Source organism: Sphingopyxis sp. NJF-3 (genome assembly GCF_053514865.1).
Genome location: NZ_CM130726.1, coordinates 217591 through 243582 on the forward strand (window position 1 = coordinate 217591; position 25992 = coordinate 243582).

Genomic DNA, 25992 nt, shown 5'->3' on the forward strand with positions numbered 1-25992 from the left:
CAAGTATGGATTATTCCATGCGGAAAATTGCACAAATCAAGCCGACTTGAGCAGGGCGATAAAATATTATTGTTGAAAATCAACTATATGATATCATTCCGTTCCTCCTTTGACCGGGACTCTCCGCCTTTCTAGCTTTCCCCAAAATCCGGGCGAACGGCCGGAGCCGCGCCGCGAGCGCGACGAGCAAAGGGAGAGGCTGGTGGCAGCCACGATCGATCTGACGCCGCAGGAAGCGGCCCGGCCCCGCCCCTGGTGGTCGCATCTCTATGTGCAGGTGCTGACCGCGATCCTCGCGGGCGTGCTGCTCGGTCATTATTTCCCCGAGATCGGCATCGCCTTCAAACCGCTCGGCGACGGCTTCATCAAGCTGGTCAAGATGATCATCGCGCCGGTGATCTTCCTGACCGTCGCGACCGGCATCGCCTCGGTCGGCGAGGCGAAGACGCTCGGCCGGCTGACGATCAAGACCTTCGCCTATTTCCTCTTCTTCTCGACGCTCGCGCTGATCGTCGGGCTGATCATCGCCAATGTGGTGCAGCCGGGCGCCGGGATGAACATCGACCCCGCGACGCTCGACGCCGGGGCGGTCGCGCAATATCAGCAGAAGGCGCATGAGGCGACGCTGACCGGCTTCCTCCTGTCGATCATCCCGGAAACCTTCGTGTCGTCGCTGACCTCGGGCTCGATCCTCCAGGCGCTGTTCGTCGCGATCCTCTTCGGCCTCGCGCTGTCGCACACGGGGGCGGCGGGGGCGCAGGTGCTGGGGATCCTCGAAAAGGTCTCGGTCGTCTTCTTCCGCATCGTCGCGATGCTGATGCGCTTCGCGCCGGTCGGCGCGTTCGGGGCGATGGCGTTCACGATCGGCAAATATGGCGTCGACTCGCTCGCCAATCTCGGCGCGCTGATCGCGACCTTCTACCTCACCTCGCTCTTCTTCGTGATCGTCGTGCTCGGCGCGATGGCGCGGCTCTGCGGCTTCTCGATCTTTCGCCTGATCGCCTATCTCAAGGCCGAACTGCTGCTCGTGCTCGGCACCTCCTCGTCGGAGGCGGCGCTGCCGAGCCTGATCGAGAAGCTCGAACGGGCGGGCTGCGCGAAGCCGGTCGTCGGCATGGTCGTGCCGACCGGCTACAGCTTCAACCTCGACGGCACCAACATCTACATGACGCTCGCCGCGCTGTTCGTCGCGCAGGCGACCAATATCCACCTGAGCCTCGGCGAGCAGGTCGCGCTGCTGCTCGTCGCGATGGTGAGCTCGAAGGGCGCGGCGGGGGTCACCGGCGCGGGCTTCATCACGCTCGCGGCGACGCTGTCGGTGGTGCCCTCGGTGCCCGTCGCGGGGCTCGCGCTGATCCTCGGTATCGACCGCTTCATGAGCGAATGCCGCGCGCTCACCAATTTCATCGGTAACGCGCTGGCGGCGATCGTCGTCGCGATGTGGGAAAAATCGCTCGACCGCGATGCGCTCGATCGCGCGCTTCACGGCGAACCCGCGCCGGGGCTCGCCGCGCGCCCGGTCGAGACCGACGCGGATTGAGGTCCGCCCGGGCCAGCAAGGAACAACGACAATGGGGAGTGAGACAATGATTTCGACCAAGGCCCGCTGGGCCCGCCGCAGCAGCTACACCGCTTTGATTCTTTGCGCCGCGCTCGCGCAGCCGCTCGCCGCGCAGGAGACGCCGGCCGACGCCGCGAGCGCCGACGCGGCTGCCGAGCCCGCCGGCGAGATCATCGTCACCGGCAGCCGCATCGCGCGCGATACCTATGACACCGCCGCGCCGACGATCGGGGTGACGAGCGAGGATCTGCTCGAATCGGGCGACAGTGAACTCAGCGAGACGCTCGCCGACCTGCCGCAGCTCGAATCGTCGACCAACGATTCCACGGTCACCGGCAGCACGCAGAATTCGGGGCTCAGTTCGATCGAGCTCCGCCATCTGGGTCCGAACCGCACGCTGGTGCTGGTCGACGGGCGCCGCACGGTGTCGAACAGCGGCATCACCAACCTCGTCAGCCTGTCGACCATCCCGAGCGACTTCGTCGACCGGGTGGAGATCATCACCGGCGGCACCTCGTCGGTTTATGGCTCGGACGCGGTCGCGGGCGTCGTCAACATCATCACCAAGAAGAACGAACGCGGGCTCACCCTGCGCGCGCGCACCGGGATCACCGATCAGGGCGACGGACAGGAACTGACGCTGGGCGCGACGTGGGGCGCGCGCTTCGCCGACGGGCGCGGCTATCTTCTCGTCAGCGGCACCTATGACCGCGACTGGGGCATTCGCGCCGTCGACCGCGAATGGGCGATCCGCCCGGTGTCCTACGACTATGATTTCGATACCGGCCTCAACATGTTCGAGGGGGTCTATCTGAACGGCAGCGGCGCGCCGACCAGCGGATCGCGCCCGGCCTCCGAATTCCCACCGCTCGTGATGAGCGACCTCAGCTCCTTCATCCCGGGGGGCGTCTTCTCGGGCGGCAATTCGTCGCGCGACCGCTTCTACCGCAATGGCGAGCTGGTTCCGCTCGGCCCCGACGTCCAGACCGGCCAGCCGATCGACATCGGCACGACCGATAACGGCAACACCGGCTATTTCCTCCCCAACCGCGACGGCTACAACCAGCGCACCGGCCGCTCGCTGATCCTCGCGCGCAAGCGTTACCTCGGCGCCGCGAAGCTCGATTTCGAATTCTCCGACACGCTCGAAGCGTTCGCGCAGGTCCAATATTCGCGCATCGAATCGGGCGAGACGCGCGAATCCTATGGTCTCGGCTGGGATTCGACCTTTCCGCTCACCGATCCCGTCACCGGGATCACGACCGAGGTCGAATATGGCAAGATCCCGTGCCGCCGCGCCCCCGGCGCGTGCAATCCCTTCGTGCCGCCCGAACTGCGCGGGTCCGAAACGCCCTCGACCGGGGTCGGCATCGCGTGGGACCGCCGTTTCGACGAGGTCGGCGGCCAGATCACCGAAAATACGCGCCAGACGATCCGCAGCTGGGCCGGGCTGCGCGGCAAGATTTCGGATAGCTGGAACTGGGAAGCGAGCGCCGGTTTCGGCCAGTATAAGCAGGATCAGTGGCGCCGGAACGAGATCAACGGCCTGAACCTCATCCAGGCGCTCAACGCCGAGATGGGCCCCGACGGCCCGCGCTGCGTCGATGCCGACGCGCGCGCGGCGGGCTGCGTCGCGATCGACCTGTTCGGCGAAGGATCGATCACCCCCGAAATGGCGAACTGGATCCGCGCCGACCTGCATCAGGATCTGACGATCCGCCAATATACCGCGCAGGCGTTCGTCACCGGCGACCTGTTCCAGCTCCCCGCCGGCCCGGTCGGCGCCGCGTTCGGCGTCGATTTCCGCAAGGACAGCCAGCAGCTGCGCGGCGACCTTCTCGCCCAGACCGGCGGCACCACGGGCAACGCGATCCCCAATTTCGGCGGGTCGATCAGCGCCTGGGAAGGCTATGGCGAGGTCAGCGTCCCGCTGCTCAAGGATGCGCCGGGCGCCTATGTGCTGAGCGTCGACGCCTCGGCGCGCGCCGCGCATTACAGCATCGACAATGTCGGCACGGTGCTGAGCTATCGCGCCGGCATTCAATATGCGCCGATTCCCGATATCCGCTTCCGCGCCCAGTTCGCACGCGCCCAGCGCGCGCCCGACATCGCCGAGCTGTATTCGCCGCCGCGCGGCAATTTCGAGAGCGCCGACGACGAATGCGACGGCGTGACCCCGACCACCGCCGGCCGCCTCGCCGCGAATTGTCGGCTCGACCCGGGAATCCAGGCGCTCTTCGCACGGCAGGCCGCCGACGGCGTCGATCAGGAATATCGGCAGGCGGGCAATAATATCTACAGCCCCAACGGCGGCAGCCTCGACCTCAAGGAGGAGACCGCCGACACGCTGACCTTCGGGACGGTGATCGCGCCGCGCTTCCTTCCCGGGCTGACGCTCGCGGTCGATTATTACGACATCCGCATCAAGGACGCGATCGACGCCTATTCGAACCGCGATATCCAGCTGCAATGCTACGACACCGACGTGCCGCAGGCGGAGAACCCCTTCTGCGCCGACATCACCCGCAACCCGATCAACGGCCAGATCGTCTCGCTGGTGCAGCGCCAGGCCAACCTCGCGAGCTTCGACACGACGGGGATCGACGTCGCGTTCAACTATCGCTTCCGCCTCGACGATCTGGTCGGCATCCCCGGCCGGTTCGACCTGCGCTACGACGGCACGCACGTGCTGAAGCAAAAGGTCAGCTTCGAGGGCGTCGACGGCACCGTCACCAACGACCTCGCGGGCAGCCTCGCCGACGGCAGCTTCAAATATCGGGCGCGGGGTTCGCTGAGCTGGAAGCTCGACAATTTCCGCATCCGCTGGACGACGACCTATTATGGCAAGATCAACGACAGCAACCAGCTGCGCGACGATTATCGCGCGCTGCTCGCCACCAACCCCGATGCCGAGGTGCCGATCTTCCTCAACATCGGCGACGTGTGGGAGCACGACCTGTTCCTGTCGTTCGACGTCGACAGCGGCGGCAAGGAGTTCCGCCTCTATGGCGGGGTGAACAATCTGTTCAACTCGATCAGCCCTTTCCTGCCCACGGGCACCGAAGCGGGGCGGCTCACAAATCAGGAGGGCGTCTACGACATCGCGGGCCGCCGCTTCTACGTCGGGGCGACGGTGAAATTCTGATGCGCGGCATCGGTCTTCGAGCTTCGCGGGCCTTGTCCACTGGGTCCGTGAAGGCCATCGCGGCGGCGGCGCTGCTGGCACTGGCAGGGTGCGCGCCCGGCCAGGCGCTCGCCAGCGCCGCCCCGCATGGCGAGACGGCCTTGCAGAAAAAGCTGTTCGCGGCGGGGGCGAAGCGCTTCACCTTCGACGGCTGGGCGGGGCCCGCCTTTCCGGTCTGGACCTATCGCTCGGCGGACACCCCCGCCGACGCGCCGGTGCTGTTCGTGTTCCACGGGGTCAAGCGCGACGCCGACAAATATCTCGGCGAGTGGATCGGCCTCGCGCGGAAATACCGGATCGCGCTGATCGTCCCCGAATATAGCCGCGAGGCGTTTCCGGGCGTGCGCTCCTACAGCCACGGCTGGTTCACCGAAAAGGATGGCGCGCCGCGCCCCGCGGACAAATGGTCGTTCGCCGCGATCGAGCCGGTCTTCGCCGCGGTGAAGGCGCGCGAGGGGCTGACCGCCGAAACCTACGCGCTCTACGGCCATTCGGGCGGGGCGCAGTTCGTCCACCGCTATATCCTCGCGGGCGGCGGGCCGCATATGGGACGCGCGGTGTCGGCCAACGCGGGCTCCTATGCGATGCCCGATCCCGCGGCCGGTTGGCCCTTCGGGCTCGGCGGGCTGCCCGCGGGCCTGTGGAATCCCGCGAAGGCGCTCGCGCTGCCGGTGACGGTGCTGCTCGGCACAGAGGACACCGACCCCAATCATCCGAGCCTGCCGCGCCAGCCCGAGGCGGTGGCGCAGGGGCCGTACCGGCTCGCGCGCGGCGAGGCCTTCTACGCGAGGGCGCGCGCGCTCGCGGCGGCGGAGCATGTCGGCTTCGGGTGGAGCTGCGCGCTCGTGCCCGGCGTCGGCCACGACAATGGCGGCATGGCGCCGGTCGCGGTGCGCATATTGTTCGGCGACGCGAAACCGGTCGCGGGGGACGACTGCAAGCCGCTGGCCCAATAGCCTCGTATCTGCGTTACGGATGCGCCGGTCACCAAGGAGTCGGATATGAAGTATGGCATCGGCCTTTTGATCGCCTCCGCCGCGCTCGCCATCGTCCCGGCGGCCGCGGCGCGGGAGACCGCGCCCGCGCCGGCGGCTGAAAAGGCCGCGGCGCCGCGCACGATCCTGTTCATCGGCAACAGCTTCACGCAGGGCGCGCATTCGGCGGCGCGCAACTGGCACGCCGGCACGGTCACCGACCTCAATGGCGCGGGCTATGGCGGGGTGCCGGCGCTGTTCAAGCTGTTCTGCGAACAGGCGGGGCTCGACTATGCCGTCAGCCTCGAGACGCAGGGCGGAAAGACGCTCGGCTTTCATTACGACGAGCGCCGCGGGCGCTTCGACCGGGCCTGGGACGTCGTCGTGCTGCAGGAACTCAGCGTCCTCAATCGCGCGAAGCCGGGCGACACCGCCAACTATCTGCGCGACGTCGCGCGGCTGACCGCGCTGTTCAAGGCGCGCAACCCCGCGGTCGATATCCGGCTGGTGGCGACCTGGACGCGCGCCGACCAGACCTACCGGCCCGAGGGGCATTGGTACGGCCAGCCGGTCGCCGCGATGGCCGGCGAGCTGCGCGCCGCCGCCGACCGCGCCCGCGCCGCGACGCCGGGCGTCACCGGGGTGCTTCCCGTCGGGCAGGCGTGGAACCGGGCGATGGCGGAGGGCGTCGCCGACCCGAACCCCTATGACGGCATCGCCTACGACCAGCTCGATCTGTGGGCCTATGACCATTATCACGCGAGCGTCGCGGGCTATTATCTGTCGGCGCTGGTGACCTTCGGCGCGGTGACGGGCATCGACCCCACCACGCTGGGGGCCAAGGAAAAGGGCGCCGACGAGCTCGGCCTTTCGGACGCGCAGGCCGCGGCGCTGCAGCGCGTGGCGCGCGACACGCTGGCGGCGCAGGGGCGCGGCTGATCGGAGGCTGATCGGGCTTGGGCTTCGCGGCGCGCCGTGCTAGGCGGCGCGCCCATGCTGACGATCAACGGCCTCACCGTGCGCCTTGGCGGGCGCACCATCCTCGACCGCGCGAGCGCGAGCCTGCCGGCGAAGAGCCGGACGGGGCTGATCGGCCGCAACGGCGCGGGCAAGTCGACGCTGATGAAGGCGATGATCGGCAGCCTCGAGGCCGACGAGGGCGGCATCGAGATGCCGCGCAAGACGCGCATCGGCTATATCGCGCAGGAAGCGCCGAGCGGAACCGCGACCCCGTTCGAGACCGTGCTCGCCGCCGACATCGAGCGCGCCGACCTGCTCGCCCAGTCCGAAACGGTCACCGACCCCGACCGGCTCGGCGACATCCACGAGCGGCTGATCGCGATCGACGCCTATACCGCGCCGGCGCGCGCGGCGCGCATCCTGATCGGGCTCGGCTTCGACGAGGCGATGCAGGGCCAGCCGCTCGACAGCTTCTCGGGCGGATGGAAGATGCGCGTCGCGCTCGCCGCGCTGCTCTTCTCGAACCCCGATCTGCTGCTGCTCGACGAGCCGTCGAATCACCTCGACCTCGAAGCGACGATGTGGCTCGAAAGCTTCCTGCGCGGCTATCCGGGTCAGCTCGTCGTGATCAGCCACGAACGCGACCTCCTGAACAATGTCGTCGACCATATCCTGCACCTCGAAGGCGGCAAGGTGACGCTCTATCCGGGCGGCTACGACGCGTTCGAGCGCCAGCGCGCCGAACGCGCGGCGCAGCTCGCCGCGGCGAAGGCGGCGCAGGACGCGCAGCGCGCCAAGCTGCAGGACTATATCGCGCGCAACAGCGCGCGCGCCTCGACCGCGAAGCAGGCGCAGTCGCGCGCCAAGCAGCTCGCGCGGATGCAGCCGATCGCCGCGCTCACCGAGGATCCGAGCCTGGTGTTCGACTTCCCGAGCCCCGCCGACGAGCTGAAGCCGCCGCTGATCACGCTCGACCTCGCGAGCGTCGGCTATGCGCCGGGCGAGCCGGTGCTGAGCCGCCTCAACCTGCGCATCGACCCCGACGACCGCATCGCGCTCCTCGGCCGCAACGGCAACGGCAAGACGACGCTCGCGCGGCTGCTCGCGGCGCAATTGAAACCCGAGGACGGCGGCATGGCCGCATCGGGCAAGATGCGCGTCGGCTATTTCACCCAATATCAAGTCGAGGAACTCGACGGCAGCGACACGCCGCTCGGTCACATGACCCGCGTGATGGCGGGGAAGACGCCGGGCGCGGTGCGCGCGCAATTGGGGCGCTTCGGCTTTTCGGGGCCCAGGGCGACGACCGAGGTCGGCAAGCTGTCGGGCGGCGAGCGCGCGCGGCTCGCGCTCGCGCTGATCACGCGCGAGGCGCCGCATCTCCTCATCCTCGACGAGCCGACCAACCACCTCGACGTCGACGCGCGCGAGGCGCTGGTGCAGGCGCTCAATGGCTTCGACGGCGCGGTGCTGATCGTCAGCCACGATCGCCACATGCTCGAACTCAGCGCCGACCGGCTGGTGCTCGTCGATGGCGGGACGGCGCGCGATTTCGACGGCAGCATGGACGATTATGTCGCCTTCATCCTCGGGAAGTCGGCGGCGAACGACGATACCAAGGGCGCGCCCGCCAAGCCCAAGGACGCGAAGCTCGCGCGGCAGGAAGCCGCGAAGGCGCGAGAGGCGCAGGCGGCGCTGCGCAAGTCGGCGAAGGAGCTCGAAGCGCAGGCGGCGAAGCTCGCGGCGCGGATTTCGGCGGTCGACCGCGCGATGTTCGACCCCGCGAGCGCCGAGCCCGCGCTCGCGAAGCTGACGATGGGCGACCTCGCCCAGCGCCGCGGAAAGCTGGCGACGGAGCTGGAGGACGTCGAGGCGGCGTGGATGAACGCCCTCGAGGCGATCGAGACCGCTGCCGCGTAGGTCTTCGTCACCCCAGACTTGATCCGGGGTCCCGCTATGATTTTGCCACGCGACCGAAAAGCGGGATGCCGGGTCAAGCCCGGCATGCCGAAAGTTCCGTACATTGACTCGTGGATCGGATTCCATCATAATAGTTTCAATTGAAACCATATGAGGGACTGACCATGGCCGACCTGTTCGAAAATCCGCTGGGGCTCGACGGCTTCGAATTCGTCGAATTCTCGGCGCCCGAAAAGGGGCAGCTCGAGCCGGTGTTCGAACGCATGGGCTTCACCCGCATCGCGCGCCACCGTTCGAAGCAGGTCGAACTCTGGCGCCAGGGCGACATCAACCTGATCGCCAATTACGAGCCGAAGTCGCCCGCCGCCTATTTCGCCGCCGAGCATGGCCCGTCGGCGTGCGGCATGGGCTGGCGCTGCCGCGACGCCGCGAAGGCCTATGCCGAGGCGATCGCGCGCGGCGCCGAACCGGTCGAGGTGCGCACCGGCCCGATGGAATTGCGCCTGCCCGCGATCCGCGGCATCGGCGGGTCGATCATCTATCTGATCGACCGTTATGGCGACGACCTCAGCATCTACGATATCGACTTCGTCTATGAAGAGGGGGTCGACCGCCACCCGGTCGGCGCGGGGCTGAAGCTGATCGATCACCTGACGCACAATGTCTACGGCGGCCGCATGGCGCATTGGGCCGCCTTCTACGAGCGGATCGCGGGCTTCCGCGAGATCCGCTATTTCGACATCAAGGGCGAATATACCGGCCTGACCTCGAAGGCGATGACCGCCCCCGACGGCAAGATCCGCATCCCGCTGAACGAGGAAGGCGCGGGCGGCGGCGGCCAGATCGAGGAATATCTGCGCGCCTATAATGGCGAAGGCATCCAGCACATCGCCTTCGCCTGCGACGACCTCTACGCGTCGTGGGACAAGCTCAAGGCGCTCGGCAATCCCTTCGCGCCGTCGCCGCCCGAAACCTATTACGAGCTGCTCGCCGAACGCCTGCCCGGGCATGGCGAGCCGGTCGAGGAACTGAAATCGCGCGGCATCCTGCTCGACGGTTCGACCACCGAGGGCGACCCGCGCCTGCTGCTCCAGATCTTCGGCCAGACGGTGATCGGCCCGGTCTTCTTCGAGTTCATCCAGCGCAAGAAGGACGAAGGCTTCGGCGAGGGCAATTTCACCGCGCTTTTCAAGTCGATGGAACTCGACCAGATCCGCCGCGGCGCGCTGGAGGTGAAAGAGGACGCCTGATCCCAATCCCGTTCGTGCTGAGCTTGTCGAAGCACCGTTCTTCTCTTCGTCGCTCGAAGAAAGAACGGCCCTTCGACAAGCTCAGGGCAAACGGAGTTAGGTTCAGTACGAACGGAGTTGGATATTATGACCAGCCAATCCCCGATCAAATTGGGCGGCGTCCACCACGCCGCCTATCGCTGCAAGGACGCGAAGGCGACGGTCGAGTGGTACGAGCGCATGCTCGGCATGACCTACACCACCGCCTTCGCCGAGGATCATGTGCCGTCGACCGGCGCGTACGACCCCTATATGCACGTCTTCCTCGACGCGGGCGGCGGCAATATCCTCGCCTTTTTCGAGCTGCCGAACCAGCCCGACATGGGCCGCGACCAGAATACCCCGGCGTGGGTCCAGCATCTCGCCTTCAAGGTCGGCAGCTATGATGAGCTGGTCGCGGCGAAGGCGCATCTCGAAGCGAACGGCGTCGACGTGCTCGGCCCGACGCACCACGGCATCTTCAAGTCGATCTATTTCTTCGACCCCAACGGCCACCGCGTCGAACTCGCCTGCGACATCGGCACCGACGAGCAATATGCCGAACTCCGCCGCGTCGCGCCGCTGATGCTCGACGAATGGAGCCGAACCAAGAAGGCGCCGCGCCATGCCGACTGGCTGCATGCGGCGGCGAACGAGTAGGACTTAAAGCCTCGTCACCCTGAACTTGTTTCAGGGTCCATGGCCGGGCCTCGCCCTTTCAGCGCGGCGCCGAACGAGAGCGCGGGCCATGGATGCTGAAACAAGTTCAGCATGACGAATGTTTGTTGAGCCTTACGTCCGGTCCAGCCCGATGCTCTCCAGCGTCGCGCCGCTGCATTTGTCGGCTTTCTTCGCTTTGCCGTCGCCCGACAGTGCGCTGATCAACATGAAACCGCCAATTACCGCAGCAATGAATGCCGCGGATACCCATATCAGATACTTGTCTATAAATGCTTTGATGGGTGCCCCGAACAGACGGAATAATATTCCAACGATCATGAAAGATAGTGATCTGCTCGCCAGGCTGGCGAGGATAAACTCCCCGAAGTTCATATGAATAAAACCGGCCGTAATCGTCAACAGCTTGAAGGGGATAGGGGTCAATCCTTTGGCGAAGATGATCTGCCATCCGTATTCGCGCAAATAGCAAGCCATCGACGGAAACCCGTTGGTCAGTCCGAGCGCGTCGAGTAGCCAAGTCCCAATGCTTTCATAGAGAAAATAGCCGATCGAATAGCCGAGCATTCCCCCCGCGACCGACGCGAGCGTGCAGATGAGGGCATAGCGCACCGCCTTCTTCGGATTGGCGAGGCACATCAGCCCGAGCATCGGGTGCGGCGGGATCGGGAAGAAGCTCGCCTCGACGAAAGAGACGAGCGCGAGCCAATATTCGGCGTGCGGATGCGCCGATTTCTCCATGGTCCAGCCGTAGAGCCGCTGGATCATGGACTTGTTGCGGGCGGTGGCGGTCATGCTGGTCCTTGAATGCGAGAGATCACGCGCCGCCCCTAATGCCGTTCGTGTCGAGCGAAGTCGAGACAGGAGCATCCTTTCCTTTCTCGTCATCCCGGCGAAGGCCGGGATCTCATCGTCTCGGCCTGACGCACCGGCGAGATCCCGGCCTTCGCCGGGATGACGATTCGAAAAGCGTCATCAATGCCTAAAATGCCGCATCCCGGTGAACAGCATCGCCAGCCCCGCTTCGTTCGCCGCCGCGATCACCTCGTCGTCGCGGATCGAGCCGCCGGGCTGGATCACGCAGGTCGCGCCCGCTTCGGCGGCGGCGAGCAGGCCGTCGGCGAAGGGGAAGAAGGCGTCGCTCGCCACCGCGCTGCCGACGGTGCGCGGCTGCGCCCAGCCCGCGGCCTCGGCCGCCTCGCGCGCGCGGACGGCGGCGATGCGCGACGAATCGCGGCGATTCATCTGCCCCGCGCCGATGCCCGCGGTCGCGCCGCCCTTGGCATAGACGATGGCGTTCGACTTCACATGCTTGGCGACGGTCCAGGCGAAGAGCGCGTCGGCGAGTTCTTCATCGCTCGGCGCGCGCGTGGTGACGACCTTGAGGTCGTCCCTGGTGATCCGGCCATTGTCGCCGTTCTGCGCGAGCCAGCCGCCGGTGATCGTCTTCATGACCAGCCCGCCGCGGGCCGGGTCGGGCAGCTCGCCGGTGAGCAGCAGGCGGAGATTCTTCTTTTTCGCGAAGACCGCGCGCGCGTCGGCGTCGGCGTCGGGGGCGACGACGACCTCGGTAAAGATGCTCGCGATCGCCTCGGCGGTCGCGCCGTCGAGCGGTCGGTTGAGCGCGACGATGCCGCCGAAGGCCGACACGCTGTCGCAGGCGAGCGCTTCGTTCCAAGCCTCGGTCAGGCTCGCGGCGGTCGCGACGCCGCACGGATTGGCGTGCTTGACGATCACGCAGGTGGGATCGGCCTCGCGGAATTCTGCAACGAGATCGAGCGCCGCGTCGGCGTCGTTGATATTATTGTAGCTGAGCGCCTTGCCCTGCACTTGGCTTGCCTGGGCGATGCCGCGCGCGGCGGGGACGGTGGGGAGGTAGAGTGCCGCCTTCTGATGCGGATTCTCGCCGTAGCGTAGCTCGCTCGCCAGTTTCGCGGTCAGCGGCAGCGTGTCGGGGAAGAGATTGCCCTGGTCGGCGAAGGCGAACCAGCTCGCGATCATCCCGTCATAGGTCGCGGTGTGCGCGAAGGCGGTCGCGGCGAGGCGCTTGCGCAGCGCGAGGCTGGTCGCGCCGCCGTTGGCGTCCATCTCTTCGATCAGTGCGGCGTAGTCTTCCGGCTCGGTGACGATGCCGACGAAGGCGTGGTTCTTCGCCGCCGAGCGAACCATCGCGGGGCCGCCGATGTCGATATTCTCGATGATGTCGTCGCGCGGCGCGCCCTTGGCGACGGTCGCGGCGAAGGGGTAGAGGTTGACCACGACCAGATCGATCGCCCCGATGCCATGCTCCTCCATCGAGGCGACATGCGCCACATCGTCGCGCACCGCGAGGATGCCGCCGTGGACGGTCGGGTGGAGCGTCTTGACGCGGCCGTCCATCATCTCGGGAAAGCCGGTGAGGTCGGCGACATCGAGCACCCTATGGCCCGCTTCGCGCAGCGCCTTCGCGGTGCCGCCGGTCGATACCAGCTCGACCCCGTGGCGAACGAGCGCGGCGGCGAGGTCGGCGAGGCCGGCCTTGTCGCTGACGGACAGGAGCGCACGGCGGACGGGAACGAGATCGGTCATGGGGAGGGAGCCTCGGCTGGCGGTGGAAGGAGTCGCCGCCGCCCTAGGCCGCTGATCGCCGTTGGGCAAGGTTCGGCGATTATCGGTGGTCACGTCGTTTGCAAGCAGGAGCGTGATTTTGCTTTCTTCGTCACCCCGGATCAAGTCCGGGGTGACGGGACGGGGAAGAGAGGACGGCGATTCGCTCGAACGCGTCAGCCGATATGCTTGAAGATCCAGCCGATGCTGGCGCCGCCGGCCGGCGCGATGCTGGTGACGACGAGCTGTTCGGTCGGGTGCGGCCGGCCCTCGCCGTCGACCCACAGGCTCTCCTCGACCGCGAGCCGGCCTTCGGAGGTGCGGAACTGCCACAACGGCCCGCCCGCGATGCGCAGCAGCCCGCCCAATCCGTCGGCGGTCAGGCTCGCCGAAATATGGGGGCCGAGGTGAAAGCGCAGCGCGAAGCCCTTGTCGCCCTTGCGGCGGGTGCGCGGGGCGGGGAGCAGCATGTCCTCGCCGCGCAGCTCGCGCCCGTTGGGCGACAGGATGAGCAGGCGGCGGTGGATCAGCCCGTGGCGGCGCGCATAGCCGTCGTGGCTCATCTCGAGCCGGCTGCCCTGCGTCGTTTCGCGCCGGTCGAGCTCGACCTCGGTCACCCCCTTGCCGAGCGAGCCATTGGCGAGGATCGCGGTCGAATTGCTGTCGGCGACGATCAGCGTCGAGTGGGCGGCGGTGGTGCGCAGCCCGCGCGCGAGGTCGGCGGGAATCGTCGCGCCGGTCAGCGCGGCGCCGCCGCAATTGACCACGATACGCTCGTCGCCGTCCGACAGCTCGAAGGCGAGGGTGGAGGCGCAGCCCGCCTCGGTCACGCGGGCGATCGGCGGCGGGGCGGCGTCGGCGAGGACGACGACCTTGTTCCCGACGAGGCGCTGATAGCCCCAGTCGCGCGCCTGCTTGAGTGGGCGGGTGCGTACGCCGCTCGCCTGCACGATTGCCTGGATCTGCTCGGCGGGCGTCGCGCCGCTGCCCTGCCAGCTTCCCATGCCGCCATCGCTGTGGGTCAGGCCGAGCAGCGCGGGGACGGCGCGCGCGAGCACCTCCTGCACGAAGGGCGGCACGTCGATCCGGCGCATGTCGTAGATGCGCGCGAGCATCGACAGCGCCATGATCGCATCCTGCTGCGCCTGCGGCGAGCGCGAGATGGTGCCGCCATCGGCGTAGAAGCTGGTTTCGAGCACCTTGCGCAGCCCCGCCTCGCCGAAGATCTGCCGCGGCTCGCCGCCGGGCATGAGGAGCGAGGCGGCGACGATGCCGACCCAGGCGACGAGCTGGCCGACGCCGGGGCGCGTCTTGTCGGCGATGCGGTCGAGGTGGCGCGCGGTGCGCGCGAGATGGTTGAGCACCGCCGAACGGTAGATGAGGTCGCTCGACGAGAGGATCAGTGGTGCATGGCTCGCCCAGAACAGGATGCGCCAGCCGCTGTTCTCGGCGCTCCATGCGGGTTCGCTGACCGTCTCGCCGTGCGCGGCGAGCCACTGGCGGACGAGCGGTTCGGCGATCGGCGCGGTTTCGGCGCGGGTGCCGGCGGCGGCGAGATCGCGCAGCCAGGCGAAGCTGTGGAGATAGTCGGCGAAGGCCGGCGCGACGGCGAGCGCCGCGAAATCGAGTTCGGCGAGCGGCTGCTTGAGGCCGCGGTGAAGGAAATGGCCGGCGCGGATCGCGGTCCCCGCGCGCGCGTCGCCGGGCACCGGGTCCTCGGGCACCCCGAGCAGCTTGAGCGGGAAGCGGCCCTTGAGGCGAAAGGCGTGCAGCGGGGTGCGCCAGGTCAGGCGGGTGATGTGATTGGCGAGGCGGTCGCCGAGCGACAGCCCCTTGTCGGCGGGCAGGCGGATGAGGCGCTTGCCCGGCTCGATCGTGTCGTCGATCGTCTCGGGGCTGTCGTCGGGTTCGTCGGTCGCGCCGGTCACCGCTGTCCCCTCCACTCGTCAGGCACCGCGCAGCCGCCGGATATTGTCCGCATAGGTATCGGGTCCACCCTTGAAGGTCGCGGTGCCGGCTACGAGGACGTCGGCGCCTGCGGCGATCGCCTGCGGGGCGGTGGCGGCGTCGATGCCGCCGTCGACCTCGAGCCGGATGTCGCGGCCCGACTTGTCGATCATCTTCCTGACCGCCTCGATCTTGCGGAGCTGGCTCGTGATGAAGCTCTGGCCGCCGAAGCCGGGGTTGACGCTCATCACCAAGACGAGGTCGATGTCGTCGATCAGATAGTCGAGCATCTTCGCGGGCGTTCCGGGGTTGAGCGACACCCCCGCCTGCTTGCCGAGCGACTTGATGTGCTGGATGGTGCGGTGGATGTGCGGCCCCGCCTCGGGGTGGACGGTGATGATGTCGGCGCCCGCCGCGGCGAAAGCGTCGAGGAAATGATCGACCGGCGAAATCATCAGATGGACGTCGAAGGGCAGTTTCGAGTGCGGGCGCAGCGCCTTCACCACCATCGGGCCGATCGTCAGATTGGGGACATAATGGCCGTCCATGACGTCGATGTGCACCCAATCGGCGCCCGCTTCCTCGATGGCGCGCACCTCTTCGCCCAGCCGCGCGAAATCGGCGCTGAGGATCGAGGGGGCGATGCGGACGGGGGCGGGATCGGGGGCGGTCATGAAGACCGGCCTTAACCATCAAGCGAGGGGTGGGCAAGCTGTCGTCCGCGCAGGCGCGCCGGGTATCCCGAATATTCCGTCCACTGACGGCAGGGGGTTATTTCCGCCGCCCGTTGCGCGGCCGCTTTTCTTCGGCTCGGTCGCCCCAGCGCCAGTGCCAACCGCCCTCGGTGCGGGCGCGGTAGAGCGGCATTGGCGCCAGCGCCGCGAGGACGACGAGGATCACCACCACCACCGGATGGCCGTGCAGCAGCATCGTCACCCCTGCGATCAGCGCGATATGCATCGCGAGCATCACCCAGCCCTGCCAGGCGATCGGCAGGCCGGTGCCATAGCCATGGCTCTTGGCGCGAAACCACGGGCGATCGTCGAGGAAAAGATGCAGCATCAATCAGTCTCCTTGGGTGGCCGCCCGCGCTTGGGAGGCGCCGGCGGTTTCACCGTCACGCCGCGGCGCGCCAGCGCCTCGCGCAGCAGCACCTCGATCTGGGCGTTGGCGCTGCGCAGGTCGGCCGCCGCCGCGCGCTCGATCGCCGCATAGAGCGCGGGATCGAGGCGGAGGGCGAAGGCTTTCCGGGATGGTACGGACATGGTTCGGCCTTGCGGGCGCTCAGTAGAGCGAGCCCGTGTTCACCACCGGCTGGGTGTCGCGCTCGCCGCACAGCACGACCATCAGGTTCGACACCATCGCCGCCTTGCGCTCGTCGTCGAGCTCGACGACGTTCTTCTCCGACAGATGGGTCAGCGCCATCTCGACCATCGTCACCGCGCCTTCGACCAGCTTCTTGCGCGCCGCGATCACCGCCTCGGCCTGCTGGCGGCGGAGCATCGCGCCGGCGATCTCCTGCGCATAGGCGAGGTGGGTGAGGCCGCATTCGTCGACGGTGATCCCCGCGACCGCGAGCCGCTCGATCAGCGCCTTGCGCAATTCCCCGCCGACCTCGTCATGATTGCCGCGCAGCGTGATTTCCTGATGCTCGATATCGTCATAGGGGTAGCGCGATCCGATCGAGCGCACCGCGGCCTCGATCTGCGCGAGGACGAATTCCTTGTAGTCGTCGACGTCGAACAGCGCCTGCGCGGTGTCGGTGACGCGCCACACGACCTGCGCCGCCATCTCGATCGGGTTGCCGCGCAGGTCGTTGACCTTGATCTTGTCCGAAATGATGTTGTTCGCGCGCACCGCGATCTTCTTGCGGCTGAGCCACGGCAGCACCCAGCGCAGCCCGGTCTCGCGATCGGTGCCCTTGTAGCTGCCGAACAGCTGAATCGCCGCCGCCTCATTGGGATTGATGAGGTAGAAGCCGCAGAGGATCAGCGTGCCGACGACCGCGGAGAGAACCACGGCGACCCATTTCCACGCGACCTGGGCCTCCGCTGTCCCGTTGCTGATGCCCGCCCATAGCGCGAGCGCGAGCAGAACGAGCCAGACGAACAGCATGAGATAGCCGCTCGCGGTCGCCGCGCGCACCTCGCGCGTCGGGTTCAGCGCGGCCGTAGCAATCGAATCATTCATGACGCCCTCCGATGTAAATATGATATCATCTTTATATCGAATTAGGCGGTGGTCAAGCCCCTATTCATACGCGGGCAGGGTTGGCGCCGCCACAATCGGCGCATGATCCGTCCGCTGATCCTCGCGCTTTCCTTGCCGCTCACCGCCGCCGGTTCCGCGCTGGCGACTGAACCCGCGTCCGCCCCGGCCGAGGGGCGGGCGGTCGTGCATCGGCTGACGCCCGAGCAGATGGAGGCCGAGGCCGAAGCCGCTGCACGCGCCAATGTGGGGCAGGACGGCCGCGTATCGGCGCTGGAACCGGACAGCCGCCCCCGCATCACCCAGCATGGCACGATCGGCGCGTGGGTCGATTCGAACGGCGGCAACGGCATCGGCGGGACGAGCGTCACCCAGTTCGGCGACAATGCGACGCTGGTGATATCGGGTGCGCGCGAAGATTATGGTCACGTCAAACGCCGCTGGCGGCGCTAGCCCCGCCTGACTTGCCCCGATGGGCGGCGGTGCCCGAAATGGTCGCCGCCACCCTATTTCCCCTATTCGCCGGTCGGGAAGCCGCGCCGTTCGAGCAGCGCCTTCACGTCGGGGTCGCGGCCGCGGAAGGCGCGATAGGCCTCGGCGCGGTCGGTTTCATTGCCGGTCATCAGCAATATGGTGCGGAAGCGGTCGGCGACCTTGCGGTCCCACGGGCCTCCAGCCTCGATGAAGGCGGCCCAGGTGTCGGCGTCCATCGTTTCGGACCAAAGGTAGCTATAATAGCCCGCCGAATAGGCGTCCGAGCTGAACAGATGGCCGAATTGCGGCAGGCGGTGCCGCATCACGATTTCCTTCGGCATCCCGATGTCCTTGAGCGTGTCGCGCTCGAAGGCATCGATGTCGGTGACCGGAGTCGTGCGGTCGTGCAGCTTCATGTCGACGATCGCGCTCGCCAGATATTCGACGGTCTCGAACCCCTGGTTGAACTTCTGGCTCGCGAGGATCTTGTCGACCAGCGCCTGCGGCATCGGCTCGCCGGTCTTGTAGTGCGTCGCGTATTTCGACAGGATTTCCGGCGTCATCAGCCAATTCTCGTTCACCTGGCTCGGATATTCGACGAAGTCGCGCGGCACTCCGGCGAGCGCCGGATAATAGACGTGCTGCAGGAAATAATGGATGCCGTGCCCGAATTCGTGGAACAGCGTCGTCGCATCGTCGAGGCTGACGAGCGTCGGCTCGCCCTTCGCGCCCTCGGTGAAATTATTGTTGTTCGACGCGAGCACATTGCGCTCGCCGCCGAGGCCCTGCTCGCTGCGATAGGTCGTCATCCACGCGCCCGAGCGCTTGCCGTCGCGCGCGAAATTGTCGAGATAGAGGACGCCGACATTGGCGTTCGTCTTGAGGTTATAGACCTCGAACGTCTTCACCTTGGGATCGAAGACCGGGATCGTGCCCGTATTCTCGCGGAAGCCGAGGTCGTAGAGCTGCCCCGCCTCCCAGAACATCGCGTCGCGCAGCTTGTCGAGCTGGAGATAGGGCTTCACCTCGCTTTCATCGAGGTCGTATTTCGCCTTGCGGACCTTCTCGGCATAATAGCGATAGTCCCACGGCTCGATGGTGATCTGCGGTCCCTTGCCGGCCTTCGCCTCGGCATCGGCGATCGCCTGCATGTCGGCGACCTCCTCATGGACGCGCGCGACCGCGGCGGGCCAGACCTTCATCATCAGGTCCATCGCGTTGGCGGGCGTCTTCGCCATCGTGTCGGCCATGCGATAGTCGGCGTGGGTCTTGAAGCCGAGCAGTTCGGCACGCGCCTGGCGCAGCTTCAGGATCGCGGCGATGGTCGTGTTGGTGTCGTTGGCGTCGCCATTGTCGCCGCGGTTCACGAAGGCGCGCCAGACCTTTTCGCGAAGCGCCCGGCTGGTCGCATTCTGCAGCACCGGCTGCGCCGACGATCGGGTGTTCTTGATCGCCCACTGGCCGGGCTTGCCCTGCGCCGCGGCGGCATCGGCGAGCGAGGCGACGAAGGCGGGCTCGAGCCCCGCGAGCTCAGCCTCGTCGGTGACGAAGGTGTAGAGCTTCTCGTCGGCGAGCAGCTTCGACGAAAAGGCCGAGAACAGCCCCTCGAGCTCGGAATTCATCGCGACGAGCTTCGCCTTGTCGGGCGCCGAGAGGTTCGCGCCGTCGCGCACCATCTCGTCATAGCTACGTTCGACGATGCGGATTTGCTGCGCGTCGAGGCCGCTGTCGTGGCGCTTGTCGTAGACCGCCTTGTAGCGCGCGAAGAGACCCGGATCGAGGAAGAGTTCGGTGTAGAAGCTCGACAGTTTCGGGCTCCATTCGGCGTCGATCGCCTCGACCCGCGCGGTCGACTTGTTCGAGGTCTGTACGCCCCACAGCGCGTAGAGCCGGTCCATCGTGTCGCCCGCGAGCATCATCGGGACGAAGCTATTATCGAAGGTCGCGGCTTCGGGATTGTCGATCACCGCCCGCACCTCGGCCTTCACCTCCGCCATCGCCTTGGTGAAGGCGTCGGGGAACAACTCGGGGTCCATCTTGTCCCACGGCGGCACCCCTTCGAAGGGGCCGGTCCATTTGGCGAGCAGCGGGTTGTCGCCCGCGGGTGCGGTGGCGGCCGGCGCGGCGGAGGGCTCGGCGGCGGAGGCGGTCTGGATATCCATGCCGCTATAACCCGCAAACAGGGCAGTGGATGCAAGCAGCATCGACAGCTTGCGGCGAGGGGGCGCGTTGCGCGGCATCATGGACTCTCCCGGAGAAACAGGTTTCGGACGAAACCGGATTCGCCTGTCCTAGCCGGATAAGACGGCGCCGCGCAAGCTCAGCCGGCGAAGGCGGGCTGCGCGAGGCCCGGCACATCGACGCGGAAGGTGAAGAGGCCGCCGGCGTGCGGCTGCGCCTTGCGCTCTGCATCGGTCAGATTCTTGCCCGCGCTGGTGACGAAGGCGGTGCGAAGGTCGACGCCGCCGAAGGCGATCATCGTCGGGCGCTGCACCGGAAGCTCGACCGTCTGGAGGAGCTCGCCTGCGGGCGACAGGCGCACGACGCGCCAGCCGTCCCACAGCGCCGACCAATAGCAGCCCTCGGCGTCGACCGCGGCGCCGTCGGGGCGACCGGCGCCGAGTTCGAACTGGTGGAAGATGCGCCTGCCGCTCAGCGTTCCGGCGGCGGCGTCGACGTCATAGGCGCGCACTGCATGGGTCGGGGTGTCGGCGTGATAGAAGGTGCGCCCGTCGGGGCTGAAGGCGGCTCCGTTGCTCGTCGTCAGGCCGCCGAAGATTTCGGTCAGCGATCCGTCGGGATCGAGGCGATAGAGCGCCGCTCGCGGGTTCGTCTTGTCGCTCGTCAGGCTGCCGACCCAGAGGCGACCAAGGGCGTCGACGCAGCCGTCGTTGAAGCGCTGCTCGGGCTTGTCCGCGAGCGCCGCCGGGCCGAAGGAGCGCGGCACGGTGCCCCAGGCGTCGATCAGCGCGCAGCCGTCCTCGATCGCGGCGACGAGTCCGCCGCGTGTGCGCGGCGCAATGCAGCCGACCTGCCGGTCGAGGATCATCACCTCGTCGGCGCCGGTCGCGGGGTCGGTGCGGTGGATTTTGCGGCCCTCGATATCGACCCAATAGAGGCGCTGTTCCCCTGCGCTCCAGCGCGGCGATTCGCCGAGCAAGGCGCCGGCGTCGAGAAGAAGATCGACCATGGAAAGGTTTTTAGCGCGGGTCGCCGTCGCTGCCCAGCGCTCGACCACGGCTGCAATCCTATTCGTCGCCCCAGCGATCATGTTGTTTGCAGATGCGCCGGTTGCCGACCCGCCCCACTGTCTCGTCACCCTGAACTTGTTTCAGGGTCCATGGCCTGCCGTTTTCTTCAACGCAGCGCGGAACGAGAGGTCCGGCCATGGATGCTGAAACAAGTTCAGGGTGACGAAGTTGGAAATGGGCGGGCCTGCGTGGGGATGAAGCCATGCACCGACTACGGCCTTTTGCCTTCGCGGCGGCGACGCGAAAGAAGTTTCCCGCCGTAGCGTCATTTCTACTTGACGTGCACGTAAACGTAAGGTCTCTTGGCGGTCGAAAATTGCGGCCGACTCCCCGCTCGCGTTCGGCTGCCCCAAGGAAAGGAAGATGATGTCGCTCGATAACCTCTCGCGCACCGCCTATAACGAGGATCATGAGGCGTTCCGCGCGACGGTGCGCCAGTTCCTCGAAAAGGAAGTCGCGCCGAACGCCGCGCAATGGGCCGAGGACAAGATCGTCCCCAAGTCGATCTGGCCCAGGGCGGGCGAGATCGGCATGCTGTGCCCGACGGTTCCCGAAGCCTATGGCGGGCTCGGGCTCGACTTCGGCTATAATGCGATCGTCGACGAGGAAAGCGCCTATTACGGCCGCGCGACGACGGGTTTTTCGCTCCAATCGGACATCGTGACCAGCTACATCGTCAAATATGGCAGCGAAGAGCAGAAGAAGCACTGGCTGCCCAGGATGGTGTCGGGCGAGACGATCACCGCGATCGCGATGACCGAGCCGGGCACCGGCTCCGACCTTCAGGGCATGCGCACGACCGCGAAGAAGGATGGCAATCATTATGTCATCAACGGGTCGAAGACCTTCATCACCAACGGCCAGAACGCCGACCTGATCCTCGTCTGCGTCAAGACCGACACCGAGGTGCAGCCGGCGTGGAAGGGTGTGTCGATCGTCCTCGTCGAGGCCGACCGCGAGGGTTTCGAGCGCGGCCGCAACCTCGACAAGATCGGGCAGGACGAGGCCGACACGTCGGAGCTGTTCTTCAACGACGTCCGCGTGCCGATCACTAACTGCCTCGGCGAAGAGGGGCAGGGCTTCATCTATCTGATGAGCGAACTGCCGCAGGAACGCCTGTCGATTGCGGTCAGCGCGCAGGCCTCGGCGCAGCGCGCCTTCGACGACACGGTCGAATATACGCGTGAGCGCAAGGCGTTCGGCAAGCCGATCCTCGATTTCCAGAACAGCCGCTTCGTCCTCGCGGACCTCAAGGCCAAGCTGCAGGTCGGTTGGGCGCATCTCGACTGGGCGCTGGCGCGCCACATGAAGAAGGAACTGACCCCCGAAGAGGGCGCCGCGGCGAAGCTGTGGCACACCGACCTCCAGTGGGAGGTGATGGACAAGTGCCTCCAGCTTTTCGGCGGATCGGGCTACATGAACGAATATCCGATCGCCCGTGCCTGGCGCGCGGCGCGCGTGACGCGCATCTTCGGCGGCACGAACGAGATCATGAAGGAACTGATCGGGCGCAAGCTTTGACGAGAAATCTCTCTCCCCTTGCGGGAGAGAAAGACTTGGCTTGGCGGCTTGCCGCCTAGCAAGTCTTGTGAGGGGGCTTAACACTGGCGTTATGCCGCCCCCCTCGCCCAGCTCCGACTAGGCGGCGAAGCCGCCAAGTCTCCACAACCCTCTCCCGCAAGGGGAGAGGGAAGAAGGTGAAAGGAACTCCCCAATGGCTACAGCCTATATCGTCGACGCCGTTCGCACCGCCGGAGGCCGCCGCGGCGGCCGGCTCGCGGGCACGCACCCCGTCGACCTCGGCGCCGCGGTGTTCGACGCGATCGCCGACCGCAATGATTTCGACACCTCGAAGATCGACGACGTCATCACCGGCTGCGTGTCGCAGGGCGGCCAGCAGACGATGGACCTCGGCCGCAACGCCGTGCTCGCGTCGAAGCTGCCCGACTCGATCCCCGCGGTCACCATCGACCGCCAGTGCGGATCGTCGCAGCAGGCGGTGCAGTTCGCGGCGCAGGGCGTGATGTCGGGAACGCAGGACATGGTGCTCGCCAGCGGCATCGAAAGCATGACGCGGGTGCCGATGGGCAGCGTCGCGACGCTGTTCATGAAGGAGGGGCTCGGCAATTATAAATCGCCGCGGCTCGAGGAAAAATATCCCGGCATCATGTTCAGCCAGTTCATGGGCGCCGAAATGATCGTCAAGAAGCACGGCTTCACCAAGGACGATCTCGACGCCTTCGCGCTCGAAAGCCACCGCCGCGCCATCGCGGCGACCGAGGCCGGCCTGTTCGATCGCGAGATCGTGCCGGTCGAGATCGAGACGGCCGAGGGCAAGGAATGGCACAAGGTCGACGAGGGCATCCGCTTCGACGCGACGCTGGACAGCATCGCGGGGGTGAAGCTGCTCCAGGAAGGCGGCACGATCACCGCCGCGACCTCGAGCCAGATCTGCGACGGATCGTCGGCGGTGCTCGTCTGCTCCGAACAGGCGCTGAAGGACCACGGCCTGACCCCGCGCGCGCGCATCCACCATGTGTCGGTCACTGCGGGCGACCCGGTGATCATGCTCGAGGAGCCGCTGTTCGCGACCGAGCGCGCGCTCAAGAAGGCGGGGCTCAAGATCGACGATATCGACGTCTATGAAGTCAACGAGGCGTTCGCCCCGGTGCCGCTCGCGTGGCTCAAATATCTGGGCGCCGATCACGCGCGGCTGAACGTCCACGGCGGCGCGATCGCGCTCGGCCACCCGCTCGGCGCCTCGGGCGCCAAGCTGATGGCGACGCTCTTGAACGCGCTCGAAGCGCGCGGTGGAAAATACGGGCTGCAGACGATGTGCGAAGGCGGCGGCCAGGCCAACGTCACGATCATCGAACGGCTGTAGCGATCAATAACCCCTCCCCTGAAGGGGAGGGGCTTTAGCTAGGAGAAACCCATGAAACTCGATTCCACCGTATCCGCCGTCGTTACCGGCGGCGCCTCGGGTCTCGGCGCCGCCACCGCCCGCGCGCTCGCCGCCAAGGGCGTCAAGGTCGCGATCTTCGACCTGCAGGAAGAAAAGGGCAAGGCGATCGCCGAGGAACTCGGCGGCGTCTTCTGCGAATGCAACGTCACCGACGACGCGTCGGTCGACGCGGCTTTTGAAAAGGCACGCGCCGCGCACGGCCAGGAGCGCATCCTCGTCAACTGCGCGGGCACCGGCAATGCGATCAAGACCGCGAGCCGCTCGAAGGAAGACGGCAGCATCAAGCATTTCCCGCTCGACGCGTTCAACTGGATCATCCAGATCAACCTCGTCGGCACCTTCCGCTGCATCGCGAAATCGGCGGCGGGCATGCTGACGCTCGACCCGATGGCGGACGGCGAGCGCGGCGCGATCGTCAACACCGCGAGCGTCGCGGCCGAGGACGGCCAGATCGGCCAGGCCGCCTATTCGGCGTCGAAGGGCGGCGTCGTCGGCATGACGCTTCCCATCGCGCGCGACCTCAATAACGAGAATATCCGCGTCAACACCATCCTGCCGGGCATCTTCGACACTCCGCTGCTCGCGGGCGCGCCGCAGAATGTCCGCGATGCGCTGGGCGCCTCGGTGCTCAACCCGAAGCGTCTCGGTAACCCCGACGAATATGCGAACCTCGCGCTCTGCATGATCGAGAACGGCTATTTCAACGGCGAGGACGTCCGCCTCGATGGCGGCATCCGCATGGCGCCGCGCTGATATGGCGAAACCGGAAAGCTGGCGGCTCGACGCCGCCAGCTACCCCGTCTGCGAGAGCCATCAGACGCGGTTTCAGGACATGGACATCAACGGCCACCTCAATAACGTGGCCTTCGCGGCGCTGTTCGAAAGCGGCCGCGTGCTGCTCAACTGGCGCCTGCGCGCGCAGGGCGAGCGGCCCGACAATGAGCGCGTGATGGTCGCGGCGGTCGAGATCAACTATCTCGCCGAGGGCAATTTCCCCGACCCCGTAGAGATCGCGACCGGCATCGGCCGCATCGGCACGTCGAGCTGGACGATCGTCCAGGCGATGTTCCAGAGCGGCCGCGCGATAGCGACCTGCGACACGGTGGTCGTATGCCGCACCGACAATCAGGCTAGACCGCTACGCGCGGCGATGGTGGCGGAACTGGAGGCCAATCTGGCGAAGCCGACCTGAATTTTCGTCATTGCGAGGAGCCGAAGGCGACGCGGCAATCTCCAGCTATCGGCCTTGTCCGAAGGTCGATAGCTGGAAATTGCTTTGCTTCGCTCGCAATGACGAAGCGTGTCAGAGCTTGGTATCGGCCTCGGGCACCGAACGGATCAGGTCGCGGGCGAATCCGATCAGGCCGATCTGGCGGCGGCGCTTCAGCCGTTCGGCGCGCAGGATCGCCTTCACTTCGCCGTAGCAATCGTCGACATCGTCGTTGATCAGCACATAGTCATAGCCGTCCCAGTGGCTGATCTCGTTCGCCGCGCGCGCCATGCGCGCCGCGATCACCTCGTCGCTGTCGGTGCCCCGCGCGCGCAGCCGGCGTTCGAGTTCGTCCATCGTCGGGGGCAGGACGAAAACGCGGACGACGTCGGGGCCGGCTTCCTGATAAAGCTGCTGCGCGCCCTGCCAGTCGATATCGAACAGCACGTCCTTGCCCGCGTCGAGCAGTTCCTCGACCCGCGCGCGCGGGGTGCCGTAGCGGTGGCCGAAGACATGCGCCCATTCGAGGAATTCGCCGTCGGCCGCCATCTGCTTGAAGGTGTCGACATCGACGAAATGATAATCGACCCCATCCGTCTCGCCGGGCCGCGGCGGCCGCGTCGTCGCCGAGATCGACAGCGCGATGTCGGGGTCCTGCTTCAGCATCATCTTCGAGATGGTGGTCTTGCCCGCGCCCGAGGGCGAGGAAAGGACGAACAACACGCCGCGGCGGTTGAGGTGGACGCTATCAGCCATGCGGGCTAATTGCGCGAGCGGGGGCAGCGGTCAAGCGGGAAGGGGCGACA

Annotated in this window: 22 protein-coding genes; 12 read left to right on the plus strand and 10 right to left on the minus strand. The window is 66.7% G+C overall.

Annotated features, from left to right (window positions below; genetic code table 11):
• Positions 1 to 202 precede the first annotated feature (202 nt).
• From ACOTSS_RS00950 to ACOTSS_RS00980, 7 genes are all read left to right on the plus strand, one after another.
• Positions 203 to 1540 carry a dicarboxylate/amino acid:cation symporter gene (locus ACOTSS_RS00950; protein ID WP_448689693.1) on the plus strand — a complete coding sequence of 446 codons (1338 nt, stop codon included), beginning with the start codon at positions 203 to 205 and terminating at the stop codon, positions 1538 to 1540.
• A gap of 46 nt (positions 1541 to 1586) precedes the next feature.
• Positions 1587 to 4706: a TonB-dependent receptor domain-containing protein gene (locus tag ACOTSS_RS00955; RefSeq protein WP_448689694.1), complete on the plus strand. Its 3120-nt coding sequence runs from the start codon at positions 1587 to 1589 to the stop codon at positions 4704 to 4706.
• Positions 4707 to 4753: 47 nt separating this feature from the next.
• Positions 4754 to 5701 (plus strand): hypothetical protein, encoded by a 948-nt coding sequence (locus ACOTSS_RS00960; protein WP_448689695.1) that lies wholly within the window; start codon positions 4754 to 4756, stop codon positions 5699 to 5701.
• Between the two features lie 45 nt (positions 5702 to 5746).
• Entirely contained in the window at positions 5747 to 6658 is a 912-nt protein-coding gene (locus ACOTSS_RS00965; RefSeq protein ID WP_448689696.1) for a DUF4886 domain-containing protein, read from the plus strand.
• A gap of 54 nt (positions 6659 to 6712) precedes the next feature.
• Positions 6713 to 8599 carry an ABC-F family ATP-binding cassette domain-containing protein gene (locus ACOTSS_RS00970; protein WP_448689697.1) on the plus strand — a complete coding sequence of 629 codons (1887 nt, stop codon included), beginning with the start codon at positions 6713 to 6715 and terminating at the stop codon, positions 8597 to 8599.
• Positions 8600 to 8763: 164 nt separating this feature from the next.
• A complete protein-coding gene (hppD, locus tag ACOTSS_RS00975) occupies positions 8764 to 9849 on the plus strand; it encodes a 4-hydroxyphenylpyruvate dioxygenase (RefSeq protein WP_448689698.1) in 1086 nt (361 codons plus the stop codon).
• Between the two features lie 126 nt (positions 9850 to 9975).
• The gene (locus tag ACOTSS_RS00980; protein WP_448689699.1) at positions 9976 to 10527 is read left to right on the plus strand and encodes a VOC family protein; all 552 of its coding nucleotides are present in this window, start codon (positions 9976 to 9978) and stop codon (positions 10525 to 10527) included.
• A gap of 132 nt (positions 10528 to 10659) precedes the next feature.
• On the opposite strand, the gene ACOTSS_RS00985 is transcribed toward ACOTSS_RS00980, so the two are convergent.
• The 7 genes from ACOTSS_RS00985 to ACOTSS_RS01015 all read right to left on the minus strand — a co-directional run bounded on the left by ACOTSS_RS00985 (position 10660) and on the right by ACOTSS_RS01015 (position 17268).
• Complete coding sequence (locus ACOTSS_RS00985; RefSeq protein ID WP_448691270.1) at positions 10660 to 11313, minus strand: YqaA family protein; 654 nt, start codon at positions 11311 to 11313, stop codon at positions 10660 to 10662.
• A gap of 207 nt (positions 11314 to 11520) precedes the next feature.
• Entirely contained in the window at positions 11521 to 13113 is a 1593-nt protein-coding gene (purH, locus tag ACOTSS_RS00990; protein ID WP_448689700.1) for a bifunctional phosphoribosylaminoimidazolecarboxamide formyltransferase/IMP cyclohydrolase, read from the minus strand.
• Between the two features lie 194 nt (positions 13114 to 13307).
• Positions 13308 to 15059, minus strand: coding sequence for a heparinase II/III family protein (locus tag ACOTSS_RS00995; protein ID WP_448689701.1), 1752 nt, complete (start codon positions 15057 to 15059; stop codon positions 13308 to 13310).
• Positions 15060 to 15077: 18 nt separating this feature from the next.
• Positions 15078 to 15752: a ribulose-phosphate 3-epimerase gene (rpe, locus tag ACOTSS_RS01000; protein WP_448689702.1), complete on the minus strand. Its 675-nt coding sequence runs from the start codon at positions 15750 to 15752 to the stop codon at positions 15078 to 15080.
• A 97-nt stretch (positions 15753 to 15849) separates the two neighbouring features.
• Entirely contained in the window at positions 15850 to 16140 is a 291-nt protein-coding gene (locus tag ACOTSS_RS01005; RefSeq protein ID WP_448689703.1) for a hypothetical protein, read from the minus strand.
• Complete coding sequence (locus tag ACOTSS_RS01010) at positions 16140 to 16343, minus strand: toxin-antitoxin system HicB family antitoxin (protein ID WP_448689704.1); 204 nt, start codon at positions 16341 to 16343, stop codon at positions 16140 to 16142. Before ACOTSS_RS01010 ends, ACOTSS_RS01005 begins: the two co-directional genes overlap by 1 nt.
• 19 nt (positions 16344 to 16362) lie before the next feature.
• Positions 16363 to 17268, minus strand: coding sequence for an SPFH domain-containing protein (locus ACOTSS_RS01015; protein ID WP_448689705.1), 906 nt, complete (start codon positions 17266 to 17268; stop codon positions 16363 to 16365).
• Between the two features lie 102 nt (positions 17269 to 17370).
• Between ACOTSS_RS01015 and ACOTSS_RS01020 the strand changes: the two genes are divergently transcribed.
• Positions 17371 to 17739 carry a hypothetical protein gene (locus tag ACOTSS_RS01020; RefSeq protein ID WP_448689706.1) on the plus strand — a complete coding sequence of 123 codons (369 nt, stop codon included), beginning with the start codon at positions 17371 to 17373 and terminating at the stop codon, positions 17737 to 17739.
• A gap of 62 nt (positions 17740 to 17801) precedes the next feature.
• On the opposite strand, the gene ACOTSS_RS01025 is transcribed toward ACOTSS_RS01020, so the two are convergent.
• A complete protein-coding gene (locus tag ACOTSS_RS01025; protein WP_448689707.1) occupies positions 17802 to 20003 on the minus strand; it encodes a M3 family metallopeptidase in 2202 nt (733 codons plus the stop codon).
• 77 nt (positions 20004 to 20080) lie between these two features.
• Complete coding sequence (locus tag ACOTSS_RS01030; RefSeq protein WP_448689708.1) at positions 20081 to 20950, minus strand: SMP-30/gluconolactonase/LRE family protein; 870 nt, start codon at positions 20948 to 20950, stop codon at positions 20081 to 20083.
• Between the two features lie 427 nt (positions 20951 to 21377).
• Here ACOTSS_RS01030 and ACOTSS_RS01035 point away from each other — a divergent pair, with 427 nt between their 5' ends.
• From ACOTSS_RS01035 to ACOTSS_RS01050, 4 genes are all read left to right on the plus strand, one after another.
• Positions 21378 to 22532: an acyl-CoA dehydrogenase family protein gene (locus ACOTSS_RS01035; protein ID WP_448691271.1), complete on the plus strand. Its 1155-nt coding sequence runs from the start codon at positions 21378 to 21380 to the stop codon at positions 22530 to 22532.
• Between the two features lie 193 nt (positions 22533 to 22725).
• The gene (locus tag ACOTSS_RS01040; RefSeq protein ID WP_448689709.1) at positions 22726 to 23895 is read left to right on the plus strand and encodes an acetyl-CoA C-acetyltransferase; all 1170 of its coding nucleotides are present in this window, start codon (positions 22726 to 22728) and stop codon (positions 23893 to 23895) included.
• A gap of 51 nt (positions 23896 to 23946) precedes the next feature.
• Complete coding sequence (locus tag ACOTSS_RS01045) at positions 23947 to 24729, plus strand: SDR family NAD(P)-dependent oxidoreductase (protein WP_448689710.1); 783 nt, start codon at positions 23947 to 23949, stop codon at positions 24727 to 24729.
• A 1-nt stretch (position 24730) separates the two neighbouring features.
• Positions 24731 to 25168, plus strand: a complete 438-nt coding sequence (locus ACOTSS_RS01050) for an acyl-CoA thioesterase (RefSeq protein WP_448689711.1) — start codon at positions 24731 to 24733, stop codon at positions 25166 to 25168.
• A gap of 111 nt (positions 25169 to 25279) precedes the next feature.
• Here ACOTSS_RS01050 and gmk read toward each other — a convergent pair whose 3' ends face one another.
• Positions 25280 to 25942: a guanylate kinase gene (gene gmk, locus ACOTSS_RS01055; protein WP_448689712.1), complete on the minus strand. Its 663-nt coding sequence runs from the start codon at positions 25940 to 25942 to the stop codon at positions 25280 to 25282.
• Between the last annotated feature and the right edge of the window lie 50 nt (positions 25943 to 25992).

Excerpts from the sequence above, each read along its gene's own strand:
- ACOTSS_RS01030 (WP_448689708.1), bottom strand. The coding sequence starts at position 20,950 with ATGGTCGATCTTCTTCTCGACGCCGGCGCCTTGCTCGGCGAATCGCCG.
- ACOTSS_RS00985 (WP_448691270.1), bottom strand. The coding sequence starts at position 11,313 with ATGATCCAGCGGCTCTACGGCTGGACCATGGAGAAATCGGCGCATCCG.
- ACOTSS_RS01050 (WP_448689711.1), top strand. The coding sequence starts at position 24,731 with ATGGCGAAACCGGAAAGCTGGCGGCTCGACGCCGCCAGCTACCCCGTC.
- ACOTSS_RS01005 (WP_448689703.1), bottom strand. The coding sequence starts at position 16,140 with ATGCTGCATCTTTTCCTCGACGATCGCCCGTGGTTTCGCGCCAAGAGC.
- ACOTSS_RS01040 (WP_448689709.1), top strand. The coding sequence starts at position 22,726 with ATGGCTACAGCCTATATCGTCGACGCCGTTCGCACCGCCGGAGGCCGC.
- ACOTSS_RS00955 (WP_448689694.1), top strand. The coding sequence starts at position 1,587 with ATGATTTCGACCAAGGCCCGCTGGGCCCGCCGCAGCAGCTACACCGCT.
- rpe (WP_448689702.1), bottom strand. The coding sequence starts at position 15,752 with ATGACCGCCCCCGATCCCGCCCCCGTCCGCATCGCCCCCTCGATCCTC.
- ACOTSS_RS01020 (WP_448689706.1), top strand. The coding sequence starts at position 17,371 with ATGATCCGTCCGCTGATCCTCGCGCTTTCCTTGCCGCTCACCGCCGCC.
- gmk (WP_448689712.1), bottom strand. The coding sequence starts at position 25,942 with ATGGCTGATAGCGTCCACCTCAACCGCCGCGGCGTGTTGTTCGTCCTT.
- purH (WP_448689700.1), bottom strand. The coding sequence starts at position 13,113 with ATGACCGATCTCGTTCCCGTCCGCCGTGCGCTCCTGTCCGTCAGCGAC.
- ACOTSS_RS01035 (WP_448691271.1), top strand. The coding sequence starts at position 21,378 with ATGTCGCTCGATAACCTCTCGCGCACCGCCTATAACGAGGATCATGAG.
- ACOTSS_RS01045 (WP_448689710.1), top strand. The coding sequence starts at position 23,947 with ATGAAACTCGATTCCACCGTATCCGCCGTCGTTACCGGCGGCGCCTCG.
- ACOTSS_RS00980 (WP_448689699.1), top strand. The coding sequence starts at position 9,976 with ATGACCAGCCAATCCCCGATCAAATTGGGCGGCGTCCACCACGCCGCC.
- ACOTSS_RS01025 (WP_448689707.1), bottom strand. The coding sequence starts at position 20,003 with ATGATGCCGCGCAACGCGCCCCCTCGCCGCAAGCTGTCGATGCTGCTT.
- ACOTSS_RS01010 (WP_448689704.1), bottom strand. The coding sequence starts at position 16,343 with ATGTCCGTACCATCCCGGAAAGCCTTCGCCCTCCGCCTCGATCCCGCG.
- ACOTSS_RS00970 (WP_448689697.1), top strand. The coding sequence starts at position 6,713 with ATGCTGACGATCAACGGCCTCACCGTGCGCCTTGGCGGGCGCACCATC.
- hppD (WP_448689698.1), top strand. The coding sequence starts at position 8,764 with ATGGCCGACCTGTTCGAAAATCCGCTGGGGCTCGACGGCTTCGAATTC.
- ACOTSS_RS00965 (WP_448689696.1), top strand. The coding sequence starts at position 5,747 with ATGAAGTATGGCATCGGCCTTTTGATCGCCTCCGCCGCGCTCGCCATC.
- ACOTSS_RS01015 (WP_448689705.1), bottom strand. The coding sequence starts at position 17,268 with ATGAATGATTCGATTGCTACGGCCGCGCTGAACCCGACGCGCGAGGTG.